This window comes from Bradyrhizobium sp. 1200_D9_N1_1, from assembly GCF_052075915.1.
GTDB lineage: Bacteria > Pseudomonadota > Alphaproteobacteria > Rhizobiales > Xanthobacteraceae > Bradyrhizobium > Bradyrhizobium diazoefficiens.
The window spans coordinates 4,362,902-4,388,094 of record NZ_CP197226.1; the positions used below are offsets into that span (position 1 = coordinate 4,362,902).

Sequence of the window (25,193 nt, forward strand, 5' to 3'; positions counted from 1 at the left end):
ACGGCGGAGGGCTTAGTCCTGCGGCTCTGACGCCGCATCCCCTTGCGCGTCGATGCGCAGCCAGCCCGACGGAGCGAGGCGCTGCTGCGGCAGGAAGCGGGCCTTGTAGTCCATCTTCTTCGAGCCCTCGATCCAGTAGCCGAGATAGACATAGGGCAACCCTTGCCGACGGGCGCGGGCGATGTGGTCGAGGATCATGAAGGTGCCCATCGAGCGGCTGACCTGGCTCGGCTCGAAGAAGGAATAGACCATCGACAGGCCGTCGCTGAGCACGTCGGTGAGCGCAACCGCGATCAGCTCCTCGCCGCGGCCGGTGATACCGCTGTCGGGGCCGCGCTTGCGGTACTCGATGATGCGGGTCTCGACATGGCTGTCCTCGACCATCATGGCGTAGTCGAGCACGGTCATGTCGGCCATGCCGCCGTGGCGGTGGCGAGCGTCGAGATAGGCACGGAATACCGAATATTGCTCGGAAGTCGGGACCGCACTGCGCTGCTCGCCGATGATGTCGGCGTTACGCGCTATCACCTTGCGGAAGTTGCGGGACGGGCGGAACTCGTTGGCGATGACCCGGACCGACACGCAGGCGCGGCACTGGTCGCAGGCGGGCCGATAGGCGATCGACTGGCTGCGGCGGAAGCCGCCATGGGTCAGGAGGTCGTTGAGGTCGCCCGCGCGGTCACCCACGAGGTGCGTGAACACCTTGCGCTCATGCCGGCCCGGCAGATACGGGCAGGGAGAAGGCGCCGTAAGGTAAAATTGGGGGGTGTCGCGCGAGTGCTGGGTCAAGGGACGTCGTGGGCCTCCAAAACGGGTGTCAGCATCGCGCTACGGAAGCCCTCGGTCAATTGGTCTGCTCGGCAGGTCAGATCACTCAGCTTAGCCGGTCCTGGTTGATAGGTTCTTGATCAGTAGGTTCTGGCGCCCTGGGGCAGGGGTGCGCGGACCGAGTTGTTGATCACGACCGTTCCGAGCACGAAGTCATGCAAAAGGCGCCGGCGGCCGTTGAACAGGCCGACCAGGACCACGAACGGCGACAGGAACGAAACTGTCACCCAGAACAATACGGCATGGGTGGCGCCGAGCACGAAATAGCCAGGAGCGCCGTACCAGGTGCGCAACTCCAGGTCCATCACCCGCATGCCGATCGTCGCCGACGACGGACCGCCGATGCAGGCGCCGTAATAGACGATGGCCCAGATCACGGACGCCGGCCAGGCCAGCCAGAACAGCGCCCAGCCGATACCGAGCGTGACCACGCCGAACAAGGCGATGAAGAGGTAGCCGAGGATGACCGGCACCGCGATCACGACCATGTCGATCAGGAAGGCGAACACCCGCCGCGTCGCGACGCCGCGGAACAGTTCCGGGTGCAGATATGGATCGTAAGCGTGCGGTTGCACCCCGCCGTCATTGCGCCAGGCGCCTGCCTGGGGTCCTGAATTGCCCGAGTCCGAATACGACATGGTCCATCCTCCAGATGGGAAACTTCCGTGGCAGGACATGGGAACAGGCCGTCCGCGTGCCAAGGGCGTCGGGATTAACAAGCCGAAATATTCCGGCGATTCGGGGGCGAGGGGGCGGGAGGGACGAGCTGCAACCGCGAACCCAAGCGTCGTCCTGGCGAAAGCCAGGACCCATTACCCCAGGAAGAGTTTGGCGAAGACCAGAAGTTTGATTCCTTCGCTGGTACGAATACCGCCCGCCATCGATGGATCACGCGGTATGGGTCCCGGCCATCGCCAGGACGACAATGACCTTACCCCTGCGTCCGCAGCTTCTCCGCCGCCTTCGGGGCAAAGTAGCTCAGCACGCCATCCGCGCCGGCGCGCTTGAAGGCGAGCAGGCTCTCCATCATCGCGCGGTCGCCGTCGAGCCAGCCGTTGCCCGCGGCCGCCGCGATCATCGCGTATTCACCGGACACCTGGTAGGCGAAGGTCGGCATCGCAAAGGTGTCCTTCACGCGGCGGACCACGTCGAGATAGGGCATGCCCGGCTTCACCATCACCATGTCGGCGCCCTCGGAGATGTCGAGCTCGACCTCGCGCAGCGCCTCGTCGGTGTTGGCGCTGTCCATCTGGTAGGTGCGCTTGTCGCCGGTCAGCGTCTTGGCCGAGCCGATGGCGTCCCGGAACGGGCCGTAGAAGGCGGAGGCGTATTTGGCCGCATAGGCCATGATCTGCACGTCGATGAGCCCTGCCTGGTCCAGTCCCTCGCGGATCGCGGCGACGCGGCCGTCCATCATGTCGGAGGGCGCGATGATGTCGCAGCCGGCTTCGGCCTGCACCAGGGCCTGGCGCACCAGCACGGCGACCGTCTCGTCGTTCAGGATCGCGCCGTCCGCGATCAGGCCGTCATGGCCGTGGCTGGTGAAGGGATCGAGCGCGACGTCGCAGAGGACGCCGATCTCCGGAAATTCCTTCTTGATCGCGCGTACCGCCTGGCAGACCAGATTGTTCGGGTTGCAGGCCTCCGAGCCTTCCTCGTCGCGCAGGGACGGGTCGGTGTAGGGAAACAGCGCGATGCAGGGGATCGTGAGCTTCATCGCGCGCTCGGCCTCGCGCACGGCCTGGTCGACGCTGAGGCGCTCGACGCCCGGCATCGAGGCGATCTGCTCGCGCTTGTTGTTGCCGTCGATCAGGAACAGCGGCCAGATCAGATCGTCGGTGGTGAGCACGTTCTCGCGCACCATCCGCCGGGCCCACTCGGCCTTGCGGTTGCGGCGCGGACGGATGGCCAGATCGAGGGCAGGGGAGGCTGCCGCGCCATCCCGGCGCGAAACCTCGCGCAATTCGATCGGACGCCCGTATTTGATCGCCATCACTCTTCCTCCGGCTGGAATTATTCTTATACCAGCTCGCATGGTTCCCGTCACCGCGGCTTGACCTGCCGCAAGGGATGGCAGCCGATTGATTTTGCGGGGCGAAACAGCCAGAAGGGAGCCATGTCCGAGATCTCCACCCGCGATGCGGCCCGCGACAGCGCCAACGCCAGGGACGCCGCCAGAGACAATGCCAGAGACAATGCAATGTCGGTGGCGGCGATCTCGTCGGAGCGCTCGGAGTCCGACGACAATGTCTGGACGCGCCGGCTCGTGCTGTTCCTGCGGGTGATGGCGGTGCTCTCGATCCTCAAGGGCCTCTATCATTGGGCGCAGGTGACCGGCTTCGTCGGCGGCGAGGACGAGGCGTTCGAGAACCAGTCGATGGCCTGGCAGGCCGCGACCGTCTACTTCGCCGTGATCGAGCTCGTCGCCGCCGTCGGGCTGTGGCTCGCAACGCCCTGGGGCGCGGTGGTGTGGCTGACGACCGTGGTGTCGATGGCGGTGATCGAGCTGATGTTCCCGGGAATCTACGGCGGCAGCCTGGTCGTGGTCGGCGTCGAGGTCTTCATGCTCGCCGCTTATCTGGCGCTCGCCTGGATGGCCGCGCGCGAACGGCCGCCGTAGGGCGGATGCAGGACTCTTGTAGGATGGGTAGAGCGCAGCGAAAGCCATCACCGACGTGCGCCCGCATCGATGGGTTTCGCTTCGCTCTACCCATCCAACGATCTGTTCAGCTCCGGGACACGAGAGCAGAGTTCGGCGCTTGGTTGACCGCTGGTTGCCTAAAATTCGAAGTAAGTTTTCGCTAACCTAGCCTGGTCCGCCACAGCTCTTACGCGCGCGTTTCGAAACGGGGCGGGGCTGTTCTGGAATGCGACAACCGGGGCGGACGGAGGGTGAACAGGACCTTGCGAGGGTCAACAGAGGGTTGCGAAAAGCCCTTGTGGCACAGGCTTAATCCGCAATTCACTGTCTTAAATTCATGATCTCTTTATTCTCTTATTTAAGCCGATCTTCAAACGAGCCCCTTAAGTTGCACCTATCAGACGGGACACAAGTTTCGTCGAATAAGTGTCGATAAAAACGACAACAGGGGAAGTGTCATGATGAAAGCCGTCGCAACTGCGGCAGATACCGCAGAGCGCGTCTCCGGCCAGCAGGGTTCGGTGCAGTCGCTCTATCTGGAAGCTTTGACTCTGGTGGAGCGGCTGCATCGCCGGCTCCTCGACGTCATCAAGGACGAGTTCGATCGCCGCGGTCGCGCCGACATCAACTCGGTGCAGGCGCTCCTGCTCTACAACATCGGCGACAAGGAGCTGACCGCGGGCGAGCTGCGCACGCGCGGCTACTATCTCGGCTCCAACGTCTCCTACAATCTGAAGAAGCTCGTCGAGCTCGGCTTCCTCGATCACCAGCGCTCGCGCGTCGATCGCCGCTCGGTGCGCATCCGCCTGACGCCGCAGGGCCAGGAAGTCCGCCGTATCGTCGACTCGCTCTACCAGAAGCACGTCAAGACGGTCGAGCAGGTCGGCGGCATCTCGGGCGAGGAATTCTCGACCCTCAACAAGTCGCTGCACCGTCTCGAGCGGTTCTGGACCGACCAGATCCTGTATCGGCTCTGAGTTTCCAAGGGATCATGGCCAAGCCGACCCGCAACAAGACCGGCAAGCCTCCCGAACGTGCCTGACTTCCCCAAGCGCACCGGCCCGGTTTCTCCCGGACCGGTGCGTTTTGTCATTTTGCAGTTGCGAGAAAATTCGCCGATCGGGTGGAACCGGAGCCCGGTATCGCCGTTAGTTCTCTGGATTCGGAGGATGCGATGCTGGTCGGGCGCGGGCTGCAGGTCATGAACGTCCAACTCGTGAGTGATGCCTATGCCATCGCCGCGAATTACCTCCGCCGATCCGGTGCGATTCCCGACACGCTCGTCACCAACGAACACCTGCTCGAGATCATCATCAAGCTGCTCCAGCACGGCGAATTCAACAAGATCAGGCTCGCCAACAAGGCGATCGCCAGGTTCGAGACGCAGTCCGAGGCCCGCGCGGTTGCCTGATCAAAACTCCCGACATTCCAGAGAACCAGAGGGTGCCATGGACGCTGCCATCGACCGCATCATGCAGACTTATGACCTGCTCGCCAATCGCACGGCGGCGGCCAGCGAGGAGGCACGCGCCAAGGTGACGAACTACCTCAACACGCTGATTGAAGCGGGTGAGAAGGACCCGCACAGGTTGACGGTCTGCGGCCTGACCTATCTGCGCCAGCTCGACGGCAGCGTGGACCCCGTGAAGGCCGGGTATACTGGGCTCTAGGGGGGAGGGGCGGCTCTCATCGGCCGGCAGGACCTTAAGGTCCAAAACGGCCCCTTCAGGCATCATCGGAACGGGGCGGTTCCAGCGAACCGCTCCAGCGTCCGGATCCTTCAATCCCCACCATATCTTGCATAAATATCAGGCCCGACCCGCAACTACTTGGCCGGGGGCGGGCGATGTGGTAGATCGCGCTCGCCGCTTCCGATCGCCACACCAGACCCGCCCGTAGCCCGCCAAAAGGCTGCGGCGGTGGAGATATTCGCAAGATGACCTCAGCCAAAACCGCCTCCGCGCCCGATTCGTTTTTCACCGCCTCGCTCGACCAGGCCGACCCGGAAATCGCAGCCGCCATCAAGGGCGAGCTCGGCCGGCAGCGCCATGAGGTCGAGCTGATCGCCTCCGAGAACATCGTCAGCCGTGCCGTGCTGGAAGCGCAGGGTTCGGTGATGACCAACAAATATGCGGAAGGTTATCCGGGCGCGCGTTACTATGGCGGTTGTGAGTGGGTCGACGTCGCCGAGAACCTCGCGATCGACCGCGCCAAGAAGCTGTTTGGCGCTGGCTTCGCCAACGTCCAGCCGAACTCCGGCAGCCAGATGAACCAGGCGGTGTTCCTGGCGCTGCTCCAGCCCGGCGACACCTTCATGGGCCTCGACCTCGCGGCCGGCGGCCATCTCACCCATGGCTCGCCCGTCAACATGAGCGGCAAGTGGTTCAAGGCCGCGCACTATACCGTGCGCCGCGAGGACCAGATCATCGACATGGACGCGGTCCAGAAGCAGGCCGAGGAGATCAAGCCGAAGCTGATCGTCGCCGGCGGCTCGGCCTATTCGCGCGCCTGGGACTTCAAGCGTTTCCGCGAGATCGCGGACAGTGTCGGCGCTTACCTCCTGGTCGACATGGCCCACTTCGCCGGCCTCGTCGCCGGCGGCGTGCATGCCTCGCCGGTGCCGTATGCGCACGTCACCACAACGACGACGCACAAGTCGCTGCGCGGTCCGCGCGGCGGCCTGATCCTCTCTAACGACGAGACACTCGCCAAGAAGCTCAACTCGGCGATCTTCCCGGGCCTGCAGGGCGGCCCCCTGATGCATGTGATCGCGGCGAAGGCGGTCGCCTTCGGCGAGGCGCTGCGTCCGGACTTCAAGGTCTATGCGAAGAACGTCGTCGAGAACGCCAAAGCGCTGGCCGAGGCGATGAAGAGCCACGGGTTCGATATTGTGTCCGGCGGTACCGACAACCATCTGATGCTGGTCGACCTCAGGCCGAAGGGCCTGAAGGGCAACGTCTCGGAGAAGGCGCTGGTCCGCGCAGCCATCACCTGCAACAAGAACGGCATTCCCTTCGACCCCGAAAAGCCCTTCGTGACCTCGGGTCTGCGTCTCGGCACCCCGGCGGCTACGACCCGCGGTTTCGGCGTCGCTGAATTCCAGCAGGTCGGCGGCATGATCGCCGAGGTTCTCAACGCGATCGCGCAGTCCGACGACGGCAAGGCGCCGCTGGTGGAAGCCGCGATCAAGGAACGGGTCAAGGCGCTCACCGACCGGTTCCCGATCTATCAGTAAGGCTAGGCCAAGCGGATGCGCTGCCCGAACTGCAACAGTCTCGATACGCAGGTAAAGGACTCGCGTCCGACCGAGGACTCGTCCGTGATCCGCAGGCGGCGCGTGTGCGTCGCCTGCAATTTCCGCTTCACCACCTTCGAGCGCGTGCAGCTGCGCGAGCTCACGGTGATCAAGCGCAACGGCCGCCGTGTGCCGTTCGACCGCGACAAGCTGATGCGCTCGGTGCAGATCTCACTTCGCAAGCGGCAGGTCGAGCCGGAGCGGGTGGAGAAGATGGTCTCCACCATCGTGCGCGAGCTCGAGACCGGGGGCGAAGCCGAGATCTCCTCCGAGGTGATCGGCGAGACCGTGATGGAGCATCTGCGCACGCTCGACGACGTCGCCTATGTGCGCTTCGCCTCGGTCTACCGCAATTTCCGTGAGGCCAAGGATTTCGCCGACGTGCTCGGCGAGCTCTCCGGTGAGGAGGAAGCGCGGCTCGCCGCGATCCGCAAATGATCTTCCGCATCCTGGAGGATCAGTTCGCGCAGAAGATCCGCGAATCCAAGGACGCCGATCGCCGCTTCATGCAGCTTGCGCTGGCGCTCGGCCGGCGCGGGCAGGGGCGGACCTGGCCCAATCCGGCCGTCGGCGCCGTCATCGTGAAAGACGGCGTCATCGTCGGCCGCGGCTGGACGCAGCCCGGCGGACGTCCGCATGGCGAGCCCGAGGCCTTGCGGCGTGCCGGTGAGGCGGCGCGCGGGGCCACGCTCTACGTCACGCTGGAGCCGTGCTCGCATTTCGGCAAATCGCCGCCTTGTGCCGATGCGGTGATTGCGGCCGGCATCAAGCGCGTGGTGGCGGCGATCGAGGATCCCAATCCTGAAGTCGCAGGCCAGGGCCATGCCCGTCTGCGTGCGGCCGGCATCACGGTGGACGTGGGTCTCTGCGCGGCGGAGGCTGCGTTCGACCACGCCGGGCATTTCCGCCGCATCCGCGACAGGCGCCCACATGTGATCCTGAAGCTCGCAGTCTCGCCCGACGGCAAGATCGGCGCCGCCGGCGGCAAGCCGGTCGCGATCACGGGCGAAGCTGTGCGCAATCGCGTCCATCTGCTCCGCGCGCAGAGCGATGCCATCCTGGTCGGCATCGGCACGGTGCTGGCGGATGATCCGCTTCTCACCTGCCGCCTGCCCGGCATGGCTGCGCGTTCGCCGGTGCGCGTTGTCCTCGACCAGAGCCTGCGCATGTCCGCGGCGAGCCAGCTCGTGCGCTCCGCGCGCGAGACGCCGCTGTGGGTGGTGGGCTCTGAACTTGCCGAGGCTGCGGCCGCCACGCGGCTTGGAGCAGCCGGCGCGCAGATCATCCGCGTACCGCCGGGAAACGCCTCCGGGCTCGATCTGCCGGCAGTGCTGCATGTGCTGGCCGAGAAGGGCATTTCGCGGCTGATGGTCGAGGGCGGCAGCCGCGTTGCGGCTTCGTTCGTGGCGGCCGATCTCGTCGACGAGATCTGGCTGTTCCGCGGCGCGGAAGAGGTCGGCAGCAGCGGCGTCGATGCGCTCGATGCATTGCCCCTGTCGAAAATCACGCAGTCGCAGGCCTACAAGGTTCATGCTAGCGAGACATTCGACAAGGATACTCTCACCATCTACGAGCGCGCCTAACATGTTCACCGGCATTGTCACCGATCTCGGCGAGATCGTCAGCTTCACGCCAACGGCGCAGGGCCAGTTGCACCGGCTGCGCATCGCCTGCAGCTACGATCAGACCACCATTGCCGATGGCGCCTCGATCGCCTGCAACGGCGTCTGCCTGACGGTCGTCGCTTCAGGTGTCGCGGGCGGCAAGGCCTGGTTCGACGTCGATGCGGCCGCCGAGACGCTGGCGCTCACGACGGCGAAGCACTGGAGGGTGGGCACCAGGCTCAATCTCGAACGCGCGCTCAAGATCGGCGATGAGCTCGGCGGCCATATCGTCGCCGGTCACGCCGACGGGATCGCGACCATCGTCAGCCGCGAGGACCTGCCCGACATGGCGCGGTTCGTGCTCTCCACGACGCGCGAGCTGGCGCGGTTCATCGCCACCAAGGGCTCGATTACGCTCGACGGCGTCTCGCTGACGGTCAATACGGTTGCGGACGTGACCTTTTCGGTGCTGATTATCCCGCACACGCTGACCGTCACGACGATCGGCGGCTGGAAGGCGGGGGCCGAGGTCAATATCGAGGTCGACCTGATGGCCCGCTACGCGGCGCGGCTGACGGAAATGAAGTGACCGGCGCAGCCGGTCATTCCGGGGCGGTCCGTAGGACCGAACCCGGAATCTCGAGATTCCGGGTTCGCTCCGCGCCCCGGAATGACAGTTTAAAACTTGGCTTACATGCGTTCGGCGACTACATAGCGCCGACCCCTGTGAAACGGATTGAACGATGGCAGACGCGCGGCGCGCACCCTTGAAGGACCAGACCGACATTTCCGGCGCGCGTGCGCTGATTGTCGAGGCGCGGTTCTATGACGATCTCCAGGATGCGCTACTGGACGGCGCAGTGGCCGAGCTGAAGGCCGCCGGCCTGACGCATGACGTCATCACGGTTCCCGGCGCGCTGGAGATCCCGGCGGCGGTGGCCATTGCGGTCGATGCCGCGGCGGCCAACGGCAAGCCCTACGATGCGGTGATCGCGCTCGGCTGCGTGATCCGCGGCGACACCATCCATTTCGAGATCGTCTCGCAGGAATCCTCCCGAGCGCTGATGGACCTTGCGGTTTCGCGAAAGCTCCCGCTCGGCAACGGCATTCTCACCGTCAACACCGAGGCGCAGGCCTGGGCGCGGGCGCGCGCCAGCGAGCTCAACAAGGGCGGCGATGCCGCGCGCGCTGCGCTTGCGATGCTGCGCATCAAGCGCCGCCTGGCGCGGGCCTGAGCCATGGCCGACAACAACAAGAAGCCGGCGGGGCTTACGGAGAAGAAGGCGAACCGGCGCGGTGCGGCGCGGCTCGCGGCCGTCCAGGCGCTGTACCAGATGGATATCGCCGGCGCCGGCATCAACGACATCTTCGCCGAGTTCGAGAGCCACTGGCTCGGCAACGAGGTCGAGGGCGACACCTACCTGCCGGCCGAAGCCGCGTTCTTCCGCGACGTCGTCTCCGGCGTCGTGCGCGACCAGAAGAAGCTCGACCCCCTGATCGACGAGGCGCTGTCGAAGGGCTGGCCATTGAAGCGGATCGAGGCGATCCTGCGCGCGGTGCTGCGGGCCGGGGCCTATGAGCTCCAGCATCGCAAGGACGTGCCGGGCCGCGTCGTGGTCTCCGAATATGTCGACGTTGCCAATGCCTTCGTCGATCGCGAGGAGACCGGCATGGTGAATGCGGTGCTCGACCAGATCGGCCGTCAGTTTCGCGGTGACGAGTTCGGGCGAGGGTAAACACATATTCCGCTGTCATCCCCCGCCTTGTGCGCAGTTGCGCACTGGGGCGGGTGATCCAGTACGCCGCGGCAGCGGTTATTGAAATCGGGCGTCTCGGCGTACTGGATCGCCCGGTCAAGCCGGGCGATGACAGTGGAGTTTGGGGCTAGCGCCGATGACCAACGCACCGGAAAACTCCGCCGAAGACTCCCTCATCGCGCGCTATTTCAAGCCGCTGGCGACCGATCCCGGTGCGTTCGGGCTGGTCGACGATGCCGCGGTCCTGTCCTCGTCCGGCGACGACATCGTCGTCACCACCGATGCCGTGATCGAGGGTGTGCACTATCTTGCCACCGACCCACCCGACACCATCGCGCGCAAGGCGCTGCGGGTGAACCTGTCCGATCTCGCCGCCAAGGGCGCCGTGCCGGCCGGCTTCGTGCTGACGCTGGCGCTGCGGAGCAAGGAGGACGCCTGGCTCGGGCCGTTCGCGGATGCGCTGGGCGAGGATGCGAAAACCTTCGCGTGCCCGCTGCTCGGCGGCGACACGGTGTCGACGCCGGGGCCGCAAATGATCTCGATCACCGCCTTCGGCCGTGTGCCGCGGGGTCGGATGGTCGGCCGCACCGGGGCGCGGCCAGGCGACCGTATCCTGGTGACAGGCACGATCGGCGATGCCGCGCTCGGACTTGACGTGCTCACGGGCGGCGCTGCGGCTGCGGCGCTGGCGTCCGATCCTGCCGCAAGGGAAGCTCTGGTCTCGCGCTATCGCATCCCGCAGCCACGCAACGTGCTGGCGCGCGCGGTGAGGGATCATGCGTCGGCTGCGATGGACGTCTCCGACGGGCTCGCCGGCGACCTGACAAAACTCTGCGCGGCGTCGGGCGTCTCGGCCTCTGTGGACGTGGCGAACGTGCCGCTCTCGGCCGCCGCGGCGGGCCTGATCGTGCGCAACGCCGTTTGCGTCGAGACGCTGCTTGCCGGGGGCGACGATTACGAGGTGCTGTGCACGGTGCCGCCGGCGCAAAGCGATGCGCTGATTGCCGCGGGGCGGGCCGCTGGCGTTGCGGTCACGGCGATCGGCATGATCGTCGCAGGGAGCGCGCGGCCGCGCTTCCTGGACGGCCAGGGCCAGGAATTGGCTTTGAAGCGGCTGTCCTACAGCCACTTCTAGGAATTGCTCCAAATCGCGGCGTTCGGGCGATGGGCTGAGGACTTGGAGCTCAGGACTTGCTCAGGACTTGGCCTAAATACTTGCCGAGATCGGCTTTTTCGGCCGCTTCCGGCGTTGCACCATCAAGTTGATTTTGGCAAGCTCGCGACCGACTGAGGCCGCCCCTTCGGGAAAGGGGGCGGCCTTGTTCGAAATCAAGGCGCCGCACCGCACGACGGACAATAAAAGGCGCCGGGGACACATCAAGGATCTGAGGCAAAAAATCACATGACAGCATTATGGTTGATAGTGCTCTGCGGAGTGCTTTCCGTCGTCTACGCGATTTGGGCGACGTCTTCGGTGTTGAGCGCGGATGCGGGGTCGCCGCGCATGCAGGAGATCGCAGCTGCGGTGCGCGAAGGCGCACAGGCCTATCTGCGGCGCCAGTACACCACGATCGGTATCGTCGGCATCGTCATCTTCGTGCTGCTTGTCTATTTCCTCGGGTTCTATGTCGCGATCGGTTTTGCCATCGGCGCCATCCTGTCGGGGGCGGCCGGCTTCATCGGCATGAACGTCTCGGTTCGCGCCAATGTGCGCACCGCCCAGGCGGCGACCACGTCGCTCGCCGGCGGCCTCGAGCTCGCCTTCAAGGCGGGCGCGATCACCGGCATGCTGGTGGCGGGTCTCGCGCTGCTCGGCGTGACCCTCTATTTCGGCTTCCTGGTCTATTCGCTGAAGCTCGCGCCTGACAGCCGCGTCGTCGTCGACGCCATGGTGGCGCTCGGCTTCGGCGCCTCGCTGATCTCGATCTTCGCCCGTCTCGGCGGCGGCATCTTCACCAAGGGTGCGGACGTCGGCGGCGACCTCGTCGGCAAGGTCGAGGCCGGCATTCCCGAGGACGATCCGCGCAACCCGGCGACCATTGCCGACAACGTCGGCGACAACGTGGGCGACTGCGCCGGCATGGCCGCCGACCTGTTCGAGACCTATGCGGTGACCGCGGTCGCCACCATGGTGCTCGCGGCGATCTTCTTCGCCAAGACGCCGATCCTCATGAGCATGATGACGCTGCCGCTCGCCATTGGCGGCATCTGCATCATCACCTCGATCATCGGCACCTTCTTCGTCAAGCTCGGGCCGAGCCAGTCGATCATGGGCGCGCTCTACAAGGGCCTGATCGCAACCGGCGTGCTGTCGCTGATCGGCATTGCCGTGGTGATCTACACGCTGATCGGCTTCGGCAAGCTCGACGGCGTCGATTATACCGGCATGTCGCTGTTCGAATGCGGCGTCGTCGGCCTGATCGTCACCGCGCTGATCATCTGGATCACCGAATACTACACCGGCACCGACTATCGTCCGGTGAAGTCGATTGCGGCTGCGTCGGTGACCGGCCACGGCACCAACGTGATCCAGGGCCTTGCGATCTCGATGGAGGCGACCGCGCTGCCTGCGATCGTCATCATCGCCGGCATCCTCGTCACTTACAGCCTTGCCGGCCTGTTCGGCATCGCGATCGCGACGGCCACCATGCTGGCGCTGGCCGGCATGATCGTCGCGCTCGACGCCTTCGGTCCGGTGACGGACAACGCCGGCGGCATCGCCGAGATGGCGGGCCTGCCGAAGGAGGTGCGCAAGTCGACCGATGCGCTCGACGCCGTCGGCAACACCACCAAGGCGGTCACCAAGGGTTACGCGATCGGTTCGGCCGGTCTCGGCGCGCTCGTGCTGTTCGCGGCCTACAACCAGGACCTCAAGTTCTTCGTTGCGGATTCCGCGCATCACACCTACTTCGCCGGCGTCAATCCCGACTTCTCGCTGAACAATCCCTATGTGGTGGTGGGCCTCCTGTTCGGTGGTCTGCTGCCGTATCTGTTCGGCGCGATGGGCATGACGGCCGTGGGCCGTGCGGCGAGCGCGATCGTCGAGGAGGTGCGGCGTCAGTTCCGCGAGAAGCCGGGTATCATGCAGGGCACCGACAAGCCGGACTACGGCAAGGCGGTCGACCTGCTGACCAAGGCGGCGATCAAGGAGATGATCATCCCCTCGCTGCTGCCGGTGTTGTCGCCGATCGTCGTCTACTTCCTGATCTACGCGATCGCCGGAGGCGGTGCGACCGGCAAGTCGGCGGCGTTCTCGGCGGTCGGCGCGATGCTGCTCGGCGTGATCGTGACGGGCCTGTTCGTCGCGATCTCCATGACCTCCGGCGGCGGCGCCTGGGACAACGCCAAGAAGTACATCGAGGACGGTCACTACGGCGGCAAGGGCAGTGATGCCCACAAGTCAGCGGTGACCGGCGACACCGTCGGCGATCCCTACAAGGACACGGCGGGACCCGCGGTGAACCCGATGATCAAGATCACGAACATCGTGGCTTTGCTGCTGCTGGCGATCCTGGCGCACTGAACCTGTCGCGCGCTACAAACGACAAACCCGCGGTGCAAACCGCGGGTTTTTTGTTGTCCGCTTTACGGGGGACCGTCGCCATGAAGGTCGAGACGACCAAGTGTATCCGGTGCGGCTGCGACATGCTGATGGCCGACACGGTCTGTCCGACTTGCGGCAGGGTGCAAGCCGGTGGCCGGCAATCCGGTGCGCGTACAATGCTGGCGGTCGCGCTGGCGGCGGCCGTCCTCATCGCCTTCAACTGGTTCAAATCTCCTGCGCCGCAAGCGAGCCCGCCTACTGCACATCCATCTGCAAACCTTCCTTCTGGATGATGCCGGCGAACTTCTTCGTCTCGGCGTCCACGAAGTCGGCGAACTGCTGCGGCGTGCCGTAGTCGGCGCGGGCGCCCATGGCGGCGATGTTCTTCTTGATGTCGTCGCGCTCCAGCATCGCCTTCACCTGGAGATTGAGCGCTTCGAGCACCCCGGCGGGGACGCCTTTCGGCAGGAACACCGAGAACCACGACGAGACGTCGAAATTGGCCAGCTCCGGTGCGCTCTCGCGCATGGTCGGCAGGTTCGGCGCGAGGTCGCTGCGCTCGGCGGTCGTCACGCAGAGGCCGGTGAGCGTGCCGTTCTGGACCTGCGGCAGGCTCGGATAGAGGTTGTCGAACAGGATCTGGATGTCGCCGGCGAGCGCGGCCTGGAGCGCGGGCCCGGCGCCGCGGAACGGGATGTGCGTCATCTTCAGCCCGGTGAGCTGCAAGAACCAGGCGCCGGTGAGGTGAGGGCTCTGGCCGACGCCGGAGGAGGCATAGCTGAGCTTGTCCGGATTGGCCTTGAGATAGGCGATCAGCTCGGCGACCGACTTGATGCCGGTCTTCGGATGCGCCGACACGATGTTCGGGATCCGGATCATGTTGGAGACCGGCTGGAGCTGGTCCGGCTTGTAGGTGAGGTTCTTGAAGATGCTGTAGGCGATCGCGTTCGGCCCGGGGTTGCCAATCAGGATGGTGTGGCCGTCCGGCTTGGCGCGAACCACCTCGGCGGTGCCGATCGTGCCGCCGCCGCCGGAGCGGTTTTCCACGACGGCCGACTGGCCCCAGGCGGTTTGCAGATGGGCGGCCAGGAGCCGGCCCATGACATCAGTCGAACCGCCGGCCGCAGCCGGCACGACGAGGCGGACGTTTTCGGTGGGTTTCCAGTCCGCCAGGCTCGACCGCGGCAGGATCGCTGCAGCCGACAGGCCGGCAGCGCCGGTGAGCACGCGGCGGCGGGACAACAAGGTTTTCGGCACGAATCCACTCCCAGCTTCTTGTTTTGCAGGGAGCGTATGGAACCCGGCGCGCGACGGCAAGTCGCACGCGCCGGTAAGTGCCGCGCGGAGGGCGGCACGACGCCGCAGGCTGAAGGCTCAGTTAAAGCTGAGCAGCTTGAACAGCGGCGTGAGGTAGCTCATCTCCTGGCCCGATGTCGGCGTGGTGCGGCTGATGAAGTCGAAGATCTTGCCGTCCTGGAGGCCGTAATTCGCCAGCCGGCGCACGCGCCGATTCTTGTCGAAATAGATCGCGATCACGCGTTGATCGACCACCCTCTGGTTCATGAAGGCGACCATCCGCTCCGAGCGCTGCGAGATGTAGTAGAAGACCTCGCCGTCGAGGGTCGCGACCGTGGAGGGCGTGCCCATCACGATCAGCACCTGGTCCTGGCTCGCGCCGATCGGAATCTGCTCCAGCGCGCCGGGCGGCAGGATGTAGCCCTTCTGGAACTGCTCGCCGGTGCAGCCCGCGAGCGCCACGCCGACCAAGGCCGCAGCGGCAGCCATGCGCAGGCCGCGCCAGCGTGCATGAAGGCCGCGCCGCGTGTCTGCGCGCGGGCTCGTCTGGTTCGTTATCGTCATAGCGGAACTGATTCCGTCCCCTTGCGTCGCGCGAGGCGCTGAAGTACCGGGCTGAGGCTCTGAATGCAACACGCGCGCGCCCGCTTGCGGAAACCACAATGCTTTGGCCGTTCAATCACTTCAGGAAACCCCGGCTAGCCCCGCCGGGCACCATTGAAGCCATCTATGGCATGATCGTGACGCAGGCGCGAGAACCCATATTTTACCGCGACTTGGGCGTGCCCGATACGGTTAACGGGCGTTTCGACCTGTTGCTGCTCCATTTCTGGCTGCTGCTGCGGCGCCTGCGCACGGTCCAGGGCGCCACGGAGCTGTCGCAGGCGCTGTTCGACCGCTTCTGCGAGGACATGGACGACAATCTGCGCGAGATGGGGGTGGGCGACCAGACCGTGCCAAAGCGGATGCGGGCCTTCGGCGAGGCCTTTTACGGCCGGGTGCAGGCCTACGATCAGGCGGTCGAAGGCGGCGGTGAGGCGCTGGCGGCGGCGATCTGCAAGAATATCTTGAATGGGTCCGGCATGGACCAGGCGGAGCGGCTCGCGGCCTACGCGCGGGCCACGGACGCCGATCTCGGCCGGACCGGCGAGGCCGCGCTGCTGCGCGCGGCCTTCAACTTTCCCCCGGCGCTTCCCGAGGATGTCACGCCATGAGCCGACCGAATACTGGACCCGATCCCTGGCGGTCCCCCGTCATCGTTGCGCAGATTCCCGACACCGGCCTGCACCGCGAGATCGAGGCGTCGGCCGCCGAACGGCAGGTCATGGCCGAGGTCGCGGGCGTGCGGGAGATCCTGTCCGCTAACGCCAGCTTCGACGTCGTGCCGAAAAGCGGCGGCCGGGTCCAGGTCACGGGCCACGTCCGCGCCCGGGTCGGCCAGACCTGCGTGGTCTCGCTCGATCCGATCGAGAACGAGATCGAGGAGGAGGTGGACCTGACGTTTGCCCCCGAGGCCGAGGCACGCCGCCTGTCCGACCTGATCGAGGAGGGCCAGGACGACGAGGAGCCACCGGAGGTCATCGACCCGCCGGAGACCATCATCAATGGCATCATCGACCTCGGCCGGCTCGCCACCGATGCCCTGTTCCTGGCGATCGACCCCTATCCGCGCAAGCCGGGGGTCGTGTTCGAGGCGGAGGTCGTCGCCCTCGACCCGTCGGACCATCCTTTCGCAGCGCTGAAGGCGCTTCAGGACAAGAAGAAAGGCCAATAGCTGCCGATTCCCCGTAAGACCGCTTGCCAGGCAGCGCGAGGCCTTTGCGGGAGTGGTTTGAAAACCTGATTTATCTATCTGATTTCCATATATTTCTTGCGAATCTTCTGGTTTGCCGCCGGATCGCCCCGAATGCAAAAGGCTGGGGGCAAGAGGTTGTTTCGGGATAACAAAACGCTATTGTCGCGCCCCGGTCCGGGCGCGGCGTGGCGCTTGGCCGCCGCCACGTCCGTGGCGAACCCATTTCGCGGCCCCCGCTCGTTGAAGACCGCACCAGACCAGGTTTCCAGGACTTTTATGCTAAGCAAGGTTCGCATCGCGCTTGACGCCATGGGAGGCGATGTCGGCCCCGCCGTGGTCATTCCAGGCGCCGCCATCTCGCTTCAGAGGCATAGCGCGACCGAATTCCTGCTGGTTGGCGACCGCGCCAGGATCGAGCCCGAGCTCGAGAAGCACCCCGCGCTCAAGGCTGCTTCCAGGATCGTCCATACCGACGTCGCCGTCAGTGGCTCGGACAAGCCGAGCCAGGCGCTGCGCCGTGGCCGCAGGACCTCCTCGATGTGGCTTGCCATCGATGCGGTGAAGAAGGGCGAGGCGGATGTCGCGGTCTCCGCCGGCAATACCGGCGCGCTGATGGCAATGTCGCGCTTCCACCTGCGCACGCTGCCGGGCATCGACCGCCCGGCGATCACGGGGATATGGCCGACCAAGCGCGGCGAGTCCGTCGTGCTCGACCTCGGCGCCACCATCGGCGGCGACGCGCACCATCTGGTGTCGCTGGCCGTCATGGGCGCGGCGATGGCAAGCGTCCTGTTCAACAAGCCGCGCCCCACGGTCGGCCTGCTCAACATCGGGGCCGAGGAGATCAAGGGGCACGAGGAGATCCGCGAAGCCAGTGAAATCCTGCGGGCGAGGAACCTGCCGGAACTCGACTATATCGGCTTCGTCGAGGGCGACGGCATCGGCAAGGGGCTGGCCGACGTCATCGTCGCCGAAGGTTTCAGCGGCAACATCGCGCTCAAGGCTGCCGAGGGAACCGCACGGCAGATGGCGGAATTACTCCGCAACGAGATGCAGCGGAGCTGGCTGTCCAAGCTCGGCTATCTCTTTGCGCGCAGCGCCTTCCAGGCCCTGCGGGACAAGATGGACCCCAACAAGTCCAATGGCGGCGTGTTCCTGGGGCTCAACGGACTGGTGGTTAAAAGCCACGGCGGAACCAGCGCCGAAGGCTTTGCCTATGCGATCGATGTTGGCTATGAGATGGCTCACTACGATCTCCTGAACAAGATCAATCAGATGCTCAACCGCGAGGGTGGTGCACTCAATTCCGTGCAGGCCGCGCAGGAGGCTGTTTCGTGACCAAAATTCGTTCGGTCGTGCTGGGCTGCGGCTCTTACCTGCCGGAGCAGGTGGTGACCAACGCCCAATTGGCGGCGCGTATCGACACGTCCGACGAGTGGATCGTCCAGCGTACCGGCATTCGCGAGCGGCACATTGCGGCCGAGGGCGAGTTCACCTCGCACTTGGCGATCAAGGCCGCGCAGGCCGCGCTCACCGATGCCGGCGTGGACGCGCAGTCGATCGACCTGATCGTGCTGGCGACCTCGACGCCTGACAACACCTTCCCCGCGACGGCGGTCGCCGTGCAGCACGGGCTCGGCATCAACCACGGCGCGGCCTTCGATCTGCAGGCGGTGTGCTCGGGCTTCGTGTTCGCGCTCGCCACTGCCGACAATTTCCTGCGCACCGGCGCCTTCAAGCGCGCGCTGGTGATCGGCGCCGAGACCTTCTCGCGCATCCTCGACTGGAACGACCGCGGCACCTGCGTGCTGTTCGGCGACGGCGCCGGCGCGGTCGTGCTGGAGGCCCAGGAGCAGCCGGGCAGTGCCGCGACCGACCGCGGTGTCGTCACCACGCATCTGCGCTCCGACGGCCGCCACAAGGCAAAGCTGTTCGTCGACGGCGGCCCGTCCTCGACCCAGACCGTCGGCCATCTGCGCATGGAGGGCCGCGAGGTTTTCAAGCACGCGGTCGGCATGATCACCGACGTGATCGTCGATGCCTTCGAGGCGACCGGGCTCAATGCCGACAGCATCGACTGGTTCGTGCCGCACCAGGCCAACAAGCGAATCATCGACGCCTCCGCGCACAAGCTGCACATCGCGCCGGAGAAGGTGGTGCTGACGGTGGACCGTCACGGCAACACGTCGGCGGCCTCGATCCCGCTGGCGCTGGCGGTGGCGCGCAAGGACGGCCGCATCAAGCGCGGCGACCTGATTCTGCTCGAGGCCATGGGCGGCGGCTTCACCTGGGGCTCGGCGCTGGTGCGCTGGTAGAGCCACAGTCGATAAAATTTTGCCGGAATCAGCGGCGATTATCGATGCTTCTGCATTGATGAGCGCTGTTGACCGGCGTATCGTAACCTCATAATTTCAGACAACAATTGTTCGCCGTGATGTGGGGCAGGGCGATGACCGATACAAGTAAAACCGTAACGCGTGTTGATCTGTGCGAAGCCGTCTACCAGAAGGTCGGCCTGTCGCGCACGGAATCGTCCGCCTTCGTGGAACTCGTGCTGAAGGAGATCACCGACTGCCTTGAGAAGGGCGAGACGGTGAAGCTGTCGTCGTTCGGTTCCTTCATGGTCCGCAAGAAGGGTCAGCGCATCGGCCGCAACCCGAAGACCGGCACCGAGGTGCCGATCTCGCCGCGCCGGGTCATGGTGTTCAAGCCGTCGGCGATCCTGAAGCAGCGGATCAACGCCCAGCACCGTACCAACGGCGACGGCAGCAAGGTTCAACCCGAGGCATAATCGCCTTTCGGATAAGGATTTGGCATTTGGACAAGGCGCCGGATGCGTTCCGAACCATCAGCGAAGTAGCGCAGGAACTCGACATTCCGCAGCACGTGCTGCGGTTCTGGGAGACCCGGTTCTCCCAGATCAAGCCGATGAAGCGCAGCGGCGGCCGCCGCTACTACCGCCCCGACGACGTCGACCTGCTCAAGGGCATCCGCCGGCTCCTCTACGGGGAGGGCTACACCATCCGCGGGGTGCAGCGGATCCTGAAGGAGCACGGCGTCAAATCGGTACAGGGCCTCGCCGACGGCGCGGCCGCGGTCTCGTTCGGAGCCATCGAGGACGCCATCGGCGCAAGCCTGATGGAGCCGGACGACGAGGCACCGATCAAGGGCGTCGCCGACGCCGACGATGACGACTACCAGAGCGACGAAGAGGACGGCATCGACTTCCGCTTCACGGAGGTCGACGACGAGGAAATCCTCACCACCTTCCGCAAGGGCGGCACCCCCGCCGCGCCCGCCGGTCCCAGCGCGCTGGACCGGGAGCGGCTAGGACGGGCACTCGCCGACCTCGTCGCCTGCCGGGAGATGCTGGATCAGGCGCTGAAGGACGGCTAGGGCGGCATCGGCCAGCTTTGCGGGCAGTTCCGGGGGGCTCTGGGCTCGGAGCCAATCAGATCGCGATACCAAAATGCTGCGACCTCGCCTTGCGCAAAGCGGCGATCCTAGCTAATGGAACGACGTTCGGAGCGTGGCGCAGCCCGGTTAGCGCACTAGTCTGGGAGACTAGGGGTCGGAGGTTCAAATCCTCTCGCTCCGACCAACACTTAGCCGGATTCCAGGGCATCCGGATTTTCCCAAGGGTAACGGATAGGGTAACGCGATCGTCCCGCGCCGTCCACCGCATTGCAACTGTGGATAGCGGGAGAGCCTCGCTGCAAATTGCCCGACTAAAAGCTCACCATGGCACCATAAGCCAATGATTCCAGCTTTTTGCCTGATGGTGGAGAATTGCCGTGAAGCTCATTCGATTTAAGGTCTCGGATTATCGATCCGTCAGGGACAGCGGATGGATTGATGTAGAGCGGGTCACGGCTCTCATAGGGGTGAACGAGTCGGGTAAAACCAACTTGTTGCTTCCCCTTTGGAAGTTAAATCCCGCCCGAGAAGGAGAAATCGTTCCAACTTCGGATTATCCTAAGGGGTACTTCGGCGCGGTTCGTGATGACCCTGAATACTACCGCTTTATTGTCGCTGAATTCGAGCTTCCGCCGAATCTCGTCACAAGGCTTGCCGAGATGACTGGCGTTTCCCCGGAGAAGCTCGACGTTGTCCAAGTTGGGCGAAGTTTTGCGAACACAACGGACGTGAGATTTCCCAAGCATGATCCGGTTCGAGAGATCGATACCAGCGGAGTGTCTTCGCTGATAGCGGCCGCAAGGCAAGATTTGTCAGTTGCAACGCCTCGACAGAAGGAAACAAGCCTGCACTCCACCTTGTTGAGTGCAATTCAAGAGGCTGAACAAGCGATTGAATCCAAGGAAAAGCAATCAGGCAAAGATATTGGCAGTCTGGTTTCATCACTGACAGCCTCCGTTCCTGAGTCGGTCGCACCAACAAGTACGATCGTCCCGAGAATGAAGCGGCTCATTGAGGATCTGCAGCACATCCAAGATGATCTGCAGAAGCCGTCTCCGCATCTAGTCGAAGGCGTGCACGACCTCGTCTGGAAAAATGTTCCTAGGTTCGTCTACTATTCAAATTACGGAAATTTAGACTCCGAAATCTACCTGCCTCACGTCGTGGAAAATCTCAAGCGAACTGACCTGGGAGTGAAAGAGGCGGCCAAGGCGCGGACACTTCGCGTCCTCTTCAAGTTCGTAAGACTACAGCCGGAAGAGATTCTTGAACTCGGGCGGGATTTCAAAGAGGCAAATCGGAAGCCGTCCGAAGACGAGATCGCTGAGATCGCAACAAAGAAAAGAGAGCGCACCATTCTTCTGAATTCTGCGGGCACCGAGTTGACCCGAGAATTCCGCGCCTGGTGGAAGCAGGGCGATTACACGTTTGATTTCCAGGCTGACGGAGATCACTTCCGTATTTGGGTTAGCGATTCCAAACGCCCCGAGCGCATCGAGCTTGAAGACCGCAGCAGCGGGCTGCAGTGGTTTTTAAGTTTTTACCTGATTTTCTTAGTAGAAAGCGCTGCCGATCACCGGAACGCTATTCTGCTTCTGGACGAACCGGGCCTTTCATTGCATCCCCTTGCACAACGAGACCTGTCAGCATTCTTCGATAACTTGGCAGGCACAAATCAATTAATCTACACCACGCATTCCCCATTCCTGGTTGAGGCGGACATGCTAGACCGCGTCCGGAAGGTTTTCGTCGCGGACGACGGGTCTACAAAGGCCTCATCAGACCTCCGTCGAGGGAGCGAGGATCCACGAAGTTTAGGAGCTACCTATGCGATCTACTCTTCGCTGAATATGAACGTCGCGGAGAGCATTCTGTATGGTTGTCAGCCCGTCATCGTGGAAGGGCCGTCTGATCAGCATTACCTCACAATGATGAAGACAATTCTGGTCGCAAATGGATCGATTGCGCCGAAGCGCGAAATTGTCTTTCCGCCCTGTCACGGCGCCGGCAACGCGAAGGCCATCGCTAGCATCCTGGCAAGTACTGATGAAAAGCTGCCGCTTGTCTTGTTAGACAGTGACTCGGCAGGCAAGAAGATGGCGCAAGATCTAAAAAACGGGCTGTATCAAGCCGAGAAGGGGCGGATCCTTCAGACTGAAAAATACGTCTCGTTTGCGGAATCGGAGATCGAAGATTTGATTCCATTCCCTTTTATGGTCGAAGTTGTGGACAGATGGGAACGCAAGGCCGACGTACCGTTCGCCGACGTAGCTAAACCGGGCGCACCAATCGTACCCCAGATACAAGCTTGGGCTAAATCTCAATCTGTTGGCCTCAACGACGGCTGGAAGGTATCGCTTTCGCGGGAGGTTAAAAAAAGAGCTTTGGCTAGTCCCACAAGGTTCGATGGGAGCGCAGTCGAGAGCTGGAAAAAGATATTTGAAGACCTGACGAGTTGAGAGGACTTTGCGATGGGTGTTTTAGATGACGTTCGAAAGTGGCTTAACGACGTTCCTCTTTGGAAGGAGCTTGGAACGATACCGGATCGAACGAAAGCACTCGAAGCCAAGGTCGCCGAGCTGGAATCTCAACTGAACGGTAAGCGACCGGGAGATGTCTGCCCATTTTGCGGCGCACGGTCGTGGCGTCTCGATCACGTGGACATGCATGGGCAGCGTGAAGTTTGGAAATGCACGGATGCTGCCTGCGGAAAAACGCGAGAAATTCGCCATGATCTGGCACAGCGGAATCAGCGATCCGGACCAGCCACATGGGGTAAACGCTAGACCAACAACTCGTTGACGCTCATCTCCGGTCCCTGCGTCGCCATCCATAGCGTTATGGCGACTGACAACACCAAGTCGTCATGAGCGCCGACGCGCGCCGCGTAGGTCGTGCGGCCAGCCTCAGAAATCTTCCGTTTGAAGTCCTTCAGTTCTTCCTTGAGCGCCGCGGCATCGTTGGCGGCCGCCGCGATGCGCAGTTCTCCACTGTGCGAATGCGCTTCAAGGTTCGAGATCAGCAAGCCCTTGGGCACGTGCCAGGACTTGCCGCCATGCTGTGTCGCCTCAAGACCGGCCGTGATTGTGATCCGACTTGGCCAAAGGCCGGCAGCATCGAACATATCGCCGACGGGTCGACCGACACCGGTTTCGTCGATTACCAGCTTGGGCCGCAGCGCGTTCAACGGCGGGCGAGCCAACAGGTTGACCACGCGCTGAATCTGTTGCGGGTACGACATGCCGAGCGGCAGGCGCTCCAGATGGCGCACGTCGAAATGCACAACCTTTTTCTGTCGGCGCGTCTGCGTCTTTTCGATCATGTCCCATCCGTCGAGCGGTAACACTCGATGGTTCATGACGCTGATTGCGGTAGGGTCAGTGCTCTGACCAAGGTCGACGCCGACGAACCAGCGGTCGACCGGACGGGCGTAGATGCTACGCCAGCCATCAGCGGTCGTGATCACATCCATAGCGGCCGAACCTCATTGGTGAACATTGCGTCAATGATCGATGTCGAGAACGCGGCGTCTTCGGTGTCGAGGAATTGGCAAAGGTACTCCTCGCGGAATTTGGTCTCGCCCAAGTTCTTGCGCTCGCGTGCGAGGAATTCTGGCGTGATGCGGGGGCACGACCCCAGCTTGACGTGGATGCGGTGCCAGTCGGGATCGCCCGACCGCCACGTCTCATAGAAGACGCCGCGCTTGCCGGCGGGGGTCGAGAGATAGATCAATTGGCCGTTGGCGTTGGTGGCCAGCATCGGGCGAACGGCCGTGATCAGCGCGTCGGAGCACCGGGAGGTCTCGTCGATGATCGCCATGCGGACGTTGGCCAGGCCGCGGAGCGTGTCGCCATCGTTGTCGCCGGGTAGGGCGAGAATGCGAGCCTTGTTCTCAAGCTCGATGCGCCGCGCGGCGTCACCGACCAAGGCCGGCGCGTTCGGGATGCGGCCATACGCCAGGCGGGCGCGGCGCACGAACTCGTCGGACAGGCGCTGCGCTGGCGAGACAATCAGGATCAGGCTTTCTGGCTCGGTGGTGGCGACCGAAAGAGCCTTCATGACCGCGGATTCGGTCTTGCCGTGCTGCCGAGGGATCAGCATAGCGATCTGCGAGGCGGTAGAGCGCACGAAGTCGGCCTGCCAGTCGTCAAGCTCGATATCCGCATCGCGGGCGAGCAGGGCCGGATCCAGCGCGCGGGCCATGTCAGCGGCCATCAGCATGGGGCCGGCACCGGGCAGGGCGGCAGAGTGTTCGGGGTAGCCTCGATGAGCAAGTGCGGCTTGCCGGCGCGCTCCGTGATCGCAGCGGCCGCGTCCTTCTCCATACGGTGGAGGGCCGCACCGACGGCGCGGGCAGCCTCAGGGAAGGGACGCAGGGCGGTGACGATCGCCTGGCGCATAGCCAGGTAATCGGCGCTGATCAGGAGCGATGTTGAGCGCACGTCATGGCGCTGCACGATCATGCCCAAGAGCTTGCCGACGAGGGCCAGGTTGGCGGTGATCGCCCCTTCGGCGCTGATGGCCGCTTTGATGTCGCCGAAGTCGATCGCCGTGGACACATGCTGTTGCAAGCGGGCGCGCTGGTGCACGAGCTGGGACAGCAAGCCTTCCTGCTCACTTGCCTGCAACGCGTCTAGATCGAGCTCGGTGGGCTTCTGTGCGGTCAGGATCGCCGCACGCATTGCCGGGCTGACATGGTTGGCAGCGTGCCGGCCGACCGCATCAGCGCTCAAGTTGAAGCGGCGGGCGAGGGCATTGTGCGCGATGCCGTGCGCAAGTCCAATTTCGATCTGGTGGCGGTGCTTGGAATTGCAGACGCTACACTTCGGGCCGGTCTTGCCCATTACTCAACTCACCTGCGATTTGGCCACGCGGATTCGCGTTTCGATACCCTGATGTTTACCCCAGCATACCAAAGAATCCGTGAATCACCTAAAGTGCTGCAATTAGCGTAACACTGCGTAACGGAGCACTAGTCAGTAGAACTAAAGCGCGTCAACTTGAGCGGGTGAAGTA

27 protein-coding genes and 1 tRNA gene are annotated in these 25,193 nt (G+C 63.9%); 20 read left to right on the top strand and 8 right to left on the bottom strand.

The features are described from left to right. Window positions 1-12: 12 nt before the first annotated feature. The 3 genes from AB5K84_RS21005 to hemB form a co-directional block, all read right to left on the bottom strand. On the bottom strand, window positions 13-789 hold the full coding sequence (locus AB5K84_RS21005) for an arginyltransferase (RefSeq protein WP_011087800.1): 777 nt from the start codon (window positions 787-789) through the stop codon (window positions 13-15). A 119-nt stretch (window positions 790-908) separates the two neighbouring features. Then, entirely contained in the window at window positions 909-1,466 is a 558-nt protein-coding gene (locus AB5K84_RS21010; RefSeq protein WP_028171628.1) for an RDD family protein, read from the bottom strand. 293 nt (window positions 1,467-1,759) lie between these two features. Further along, window positions 1,760-2,821, bottom strand: coding sequence for a porphobilinogen synthase (gene hemB / locus AB5K84_RS21015; protein WP_038966342.1), 1,062 nt, complete (start codon window positions 2,819-2,821; stop codon window positions 1,760-1,762). 123 nt (window positions 2,822-2,944) lie between these two features. On the opposite strand from hemB, the gene AB5K84_RS21020 reads away from it, so the two are divergent. The 12 genes from AB5K84_RS21020 to AB5K84_RS21075 all read left to right on the top strand — a co-directional run bounded on the left by AB5K84_RS21020 (window position 2,945) and on the right by AB5K84_RS21075 (window position 13,648). After that, window positions 2,945-3,448: a DUF6163 family protein gene (locus AB5K84_RS21020; RefSeq protein ID WP_038966341.1), complete on the top strand. Its 504-nt coding sequence runs from the start codon at window positions 2,945-2,947 to the stop codon at window positions 3,446-3,448. 479 nt (window positions 3,449-3,927) lie between these two features. After that, the gene (gene ldtR, locus AB5K84_RS21025) at window positions 3,928-4,446 is read left to right on the top strand and encodes a transcriptional regulator LdtR (protein ID WP_011087797.1); all 519 of its coding nucleotides are present in this window, start codon (window positions 3,928-3,930) and stop codon (window positions 4,444-4,446) included. Window positions 4,447-4,643: 197 nt separating this feature from the next. Beyond that, window positions 4,644-4,880, top strand: coding sequence for a hypothetical protein (locus tag AB5K84_RS21030; RefSeq protein WP_028171631.1), 237 nt, complete (start codon window positions 4,644-4,646; stop codon window positions 4,878-4,880). 37 nt (window positions 4,881-4,917) lie between these two features. Beyond that, a complete protein-coding gene (locus AB5K84_RS21035; protein WP_011087795.1) occupies window positions 4,918-5,139 on the top strand; it encodes a hypothetical protein in 222 nt (73 codons plus the stop codon). A 266-nt stretch (window positions 5,140-5,405) separates the two neighbouring features. After that, window positions 5,406-6,704, top strand: coding sequence for a serine hydroxymethyltransferase (gene glyA / locus AB5K84_RS21040; protein ID WP_011087794.1), 1,299 nt, complete (start codon window positions 5,406-5,408; stop codon window positions 6,702-6,704). A 15-nt stretch (window positions 6,705-6,719) separates the two neighbouring features. Beyond that, the gene (nrdR, locus tag AB5K84_RS21045; RefSeq protein ID WP_011087793.1) at window positions 6,720-7,202 is read left to right on the top strand and encodes a transcriptional regulator NrdR; all 483 of its coding nucleotides are present in this window, start codon (window positions 6,720-6,722) and stop codon (window positions 7,200-7,202) included. Next, a complete protein-coding gene (ribD, locus tag AB5K84_RS21050) occupies window positions 7,199-8,347 on the top strand; it encodes a bifunctional diaminohydroxyphosphoribosylaminopyrimidine deaminase/5-amino-6-(5-phosphoribosylamino)uracil reductase RibD (protein WP_011087792.1) in 1,149 nt (382 codons plus the stop codon). The genes nrdR and ribD overlap by 4 nt, the downstream gene beginning before the upstream one ends. Window position 8,348: 1 nt before the next feature. After that, complete coding sequence (locus AB5K84_RS21055; protein WP_011087791.1) at window positions 8,349-8,957, top strand: riboflavin synthase; 609 nt, start codon at window positions 8,349-8,351, stop codon at window positions 8,955-8,957. A gap of 154 nt (window positions 8,958-9,111) precedes the next feature. Beyond that, window positions 9,112-9,603, top strand: a complete 492-nt coding sequence (gene ribH / locus AB5K84_RS21060) for a 6,7-dimethyl-8-ribityllumazine synthase (RefSeq protein WP_011087790.1) — start codon at window positions 9,112-9,114, stop codon at window positions 9,601-9,603. 3 nt (window positions 9,604-9,606) lie between these two features. Then, entirely contained in the window at window positions 9,607-10,104 is a 498-nt protein-coding gene (nusB, locus tag AB5K84_RS21065) for a transcription antitermination factor NusB (RefSeq protein ID WP_011087789.1), read from the top strand. Between the two features lie 157 nt (window positions 10,105-10,261). Further along, the gene (gene thiL / locus AB5K84_RS21070) at window positions 10,262-11,260 is read left to right on the top strand and encodes a thiamine-phosphate kinase (protein WP_011087788.1); all 999 of its coding nucleotides are present in this window, start codon (window positions 10,262-10,264) and stop codon (window positions 11,258-11,260) included. Window positions 11,261-11,527: 267 nt separating this feature from the next. Next, complete coding sequence (locus tag AB5K84_RS21075; protein WP_011087787.1) at window positions 11,528-13,648, top strand: sodium-translocating pyrophosphatase; 2,121 nt, start codon at window positions 11,528-11,530, stop codon at window positions 13,646-13,648. 276 nt (window positions 13,649-13,924) lie between these two features. Here AB5K84_RS21075 and AB5K84_RS21080 read toward each other — a convergent pair whose 3' ends face one another. Both AB5K84_RS21080 and AB5K84_RS21085 read right to left on the bottom strand, forming a co-directional pair. Then, window positions 13,925-14,926: a Bug family tripartite tricarboxylate transporter substrate binding protein gene (locus tag AB5K84_RS21080; RefSeq protein ID WP_011087786.1), complete on the bottom strand. Its 1,002-nt coding sequence runs from the start codon at window positions 14,924-14,926 to the stop codon at window positions 13,925-13,927. Window positions 14,927-15,043: 117 nt separating this feature from the next. After that, complete coding sequence (locus tag AB5K84_RS21085) at window positions 15,044-15,529, bottom strand: outer membrane protein assembly factor BamE (RefSeq protein WP_028171637.1); 486 nt, start codon at window positions 15,527-15,529, stop codon at window positions 15,044-15,046. A 98-nt stretch (window positions 15,530-15,627) separates the two neighbouring features. Here AB5K84_RS21085 and AB5K84_RS21090 point away from each other — a divergent pair, with 98 nt between their 5' ends. The 8 genes from AB5K84_RS21090 (at window position 15,628) to AB5K84_RS21125 (ending at window position 22,636) form a co-directional block, all read left to right on the top strand. Then, window positions 15,628-16,179, top strand: coding sequence for a ubiquinol-cytochrome C chaperone family protein (locus AB5K84_RS21090; RefSeq protein WP_011087784.1), 552 nt, complete (start codon window positions 15,628-15,630; stop codon window positions 16,177-16,179). After that, window positions 16,176-16,739, top strand: coding sequence for a YceD family protein (locus tag AB5K84_RS21095; RefSeq protein WP_011087783.1), 564 nt, complete (start codon window positions 16,176-16,178; stop codon window positions 16,737-16,739). The genes AB5K84_RS21090 and AB5K84_RS21095 overlap by 4 nt, the downstream gene beginning before the upstream one ends. 297 nt (window positions 16,740-17,036) lie before the next feature. Then, window positions 17,037-18,098, top strand: coding sequence for a phosphate acyltransferase PlsX (gene plsX, locus AB5K84_RS21100; protein ID WP_011087782.1), 1,062 nt, complete (start codon window positions 17,037-17,039; stop codon window positions 18,096-18,098). Continuing rightward, window positions 18,095-19,075: a beta-ketoacyl-ACP synthase III gene (locus AB5K84_RS21105; RefSeq protein ID WP_011087781.1), complete on the top strand. Its 981-nt coding sequence runs from the start codon at window positions 18,095-18,097 to the stop codon at window positions 19,073-19,075. Before plsX ends, AB5K84_RS21105 begins: the two co-directional genes overlap by 4 nt. A gap of 134 nt (window positions 19,076-19,209) precedes the next feature. Continuing rightward, window positions 19,210-19,551, top strand: coding sequence for an integration host factor subunit alpha (locus AB5K84_RS21110; protein ID WP_028171641.1), 342 nt, complete (start codon window positions 19,210-19,212; stop codon window positions 19,549-19,551). 26 nt (window positions 19,552-19,577) lie between these two features. After that, window positions 19,578-20,156, top strand: coding sequence for a MerR family transcriptional regulator (locus AB5K84_RS21115; RefSeq protein ID WP_011087779.1), 579 nt, complete (start codon window positions 19,578-19,580; stop codon window positions 20,154-20,156). A 127-nt stretch (window positions 20,157-20,283) separates the two neighbouring features. Then, window positions 20,284-20,361: transfer RNA gene (locus AB5K84_RS21120), tRNA-Pro, on the top strand. Window positions 20,362-20,554: 193 nt separating this feature from the next. Next, the gene (locus AB5K84_RS21125; protein WP_441232599.1) at window positions 20,555-22,636 is read left to right on the top strand and encodes an AAA family ATPase; all 2,082 of its coding nucleotides are present in this window, start codon (window positions 20,555-20,557) and stop codon (window positions 22,634-22,636) included. Window positions 22,637-22,959: 323 nt separating this feature from the next. Here AB5K84_RS21125 and AB5K84_RS21130 read toward each other — a convergent pair whose 3' ends face one another. From AB5K84_RS21130 to AB5K84_RS21140, 3 genes are read right to left on the bottom strand one after another with little or no spacing between them, the layout of a single operon-like run. Beyond that, window positions 22,960-23,649 carry a hypothetical protein gene (locus AB5K84_RS21130; RefSeq protein ID WP_441232600.1) on the bottom strand — a complete coding sequence of 230 codons (690 nt, stop codon included), beginning with the start codon at window positions 23,647-23,649 and terminating at the stop codon, window positions 22,960-22,962. After that, window positions 23,640-24,398 (bottom strand): terminase large subunit domain-containing protein, encoded by a 759-nt coding sequence (locus AB5K84_RS21135; protein ID WP_441232601.1) that lies wholly within the window; start codon window positions 24,396-24,398, stop codon window positions 23,640-23,642. Before AB5K84_RS21135 ends, AB5K84_RS21130 begins: the two co-directional genes overlap by 10 nt. Further along, window positions 24,392-25,021 (bottom strand): hypothetical protein, encoded by a 630-nt coding sequence (locus AB5K84_RS21140; RefSeq protein WP_441232602.1) that lies wholly within the window; start codon window positions 25,019-25,021, stop codon window positions 24,392-24,394. The genes AB5K84_RS21135 and AB5K84_RS21140 overlap by 7 nt, the downstream gene beginning before the upstream one ends. Window positions 25,022-25,193 lie beyond the last annotated feature (172 nt).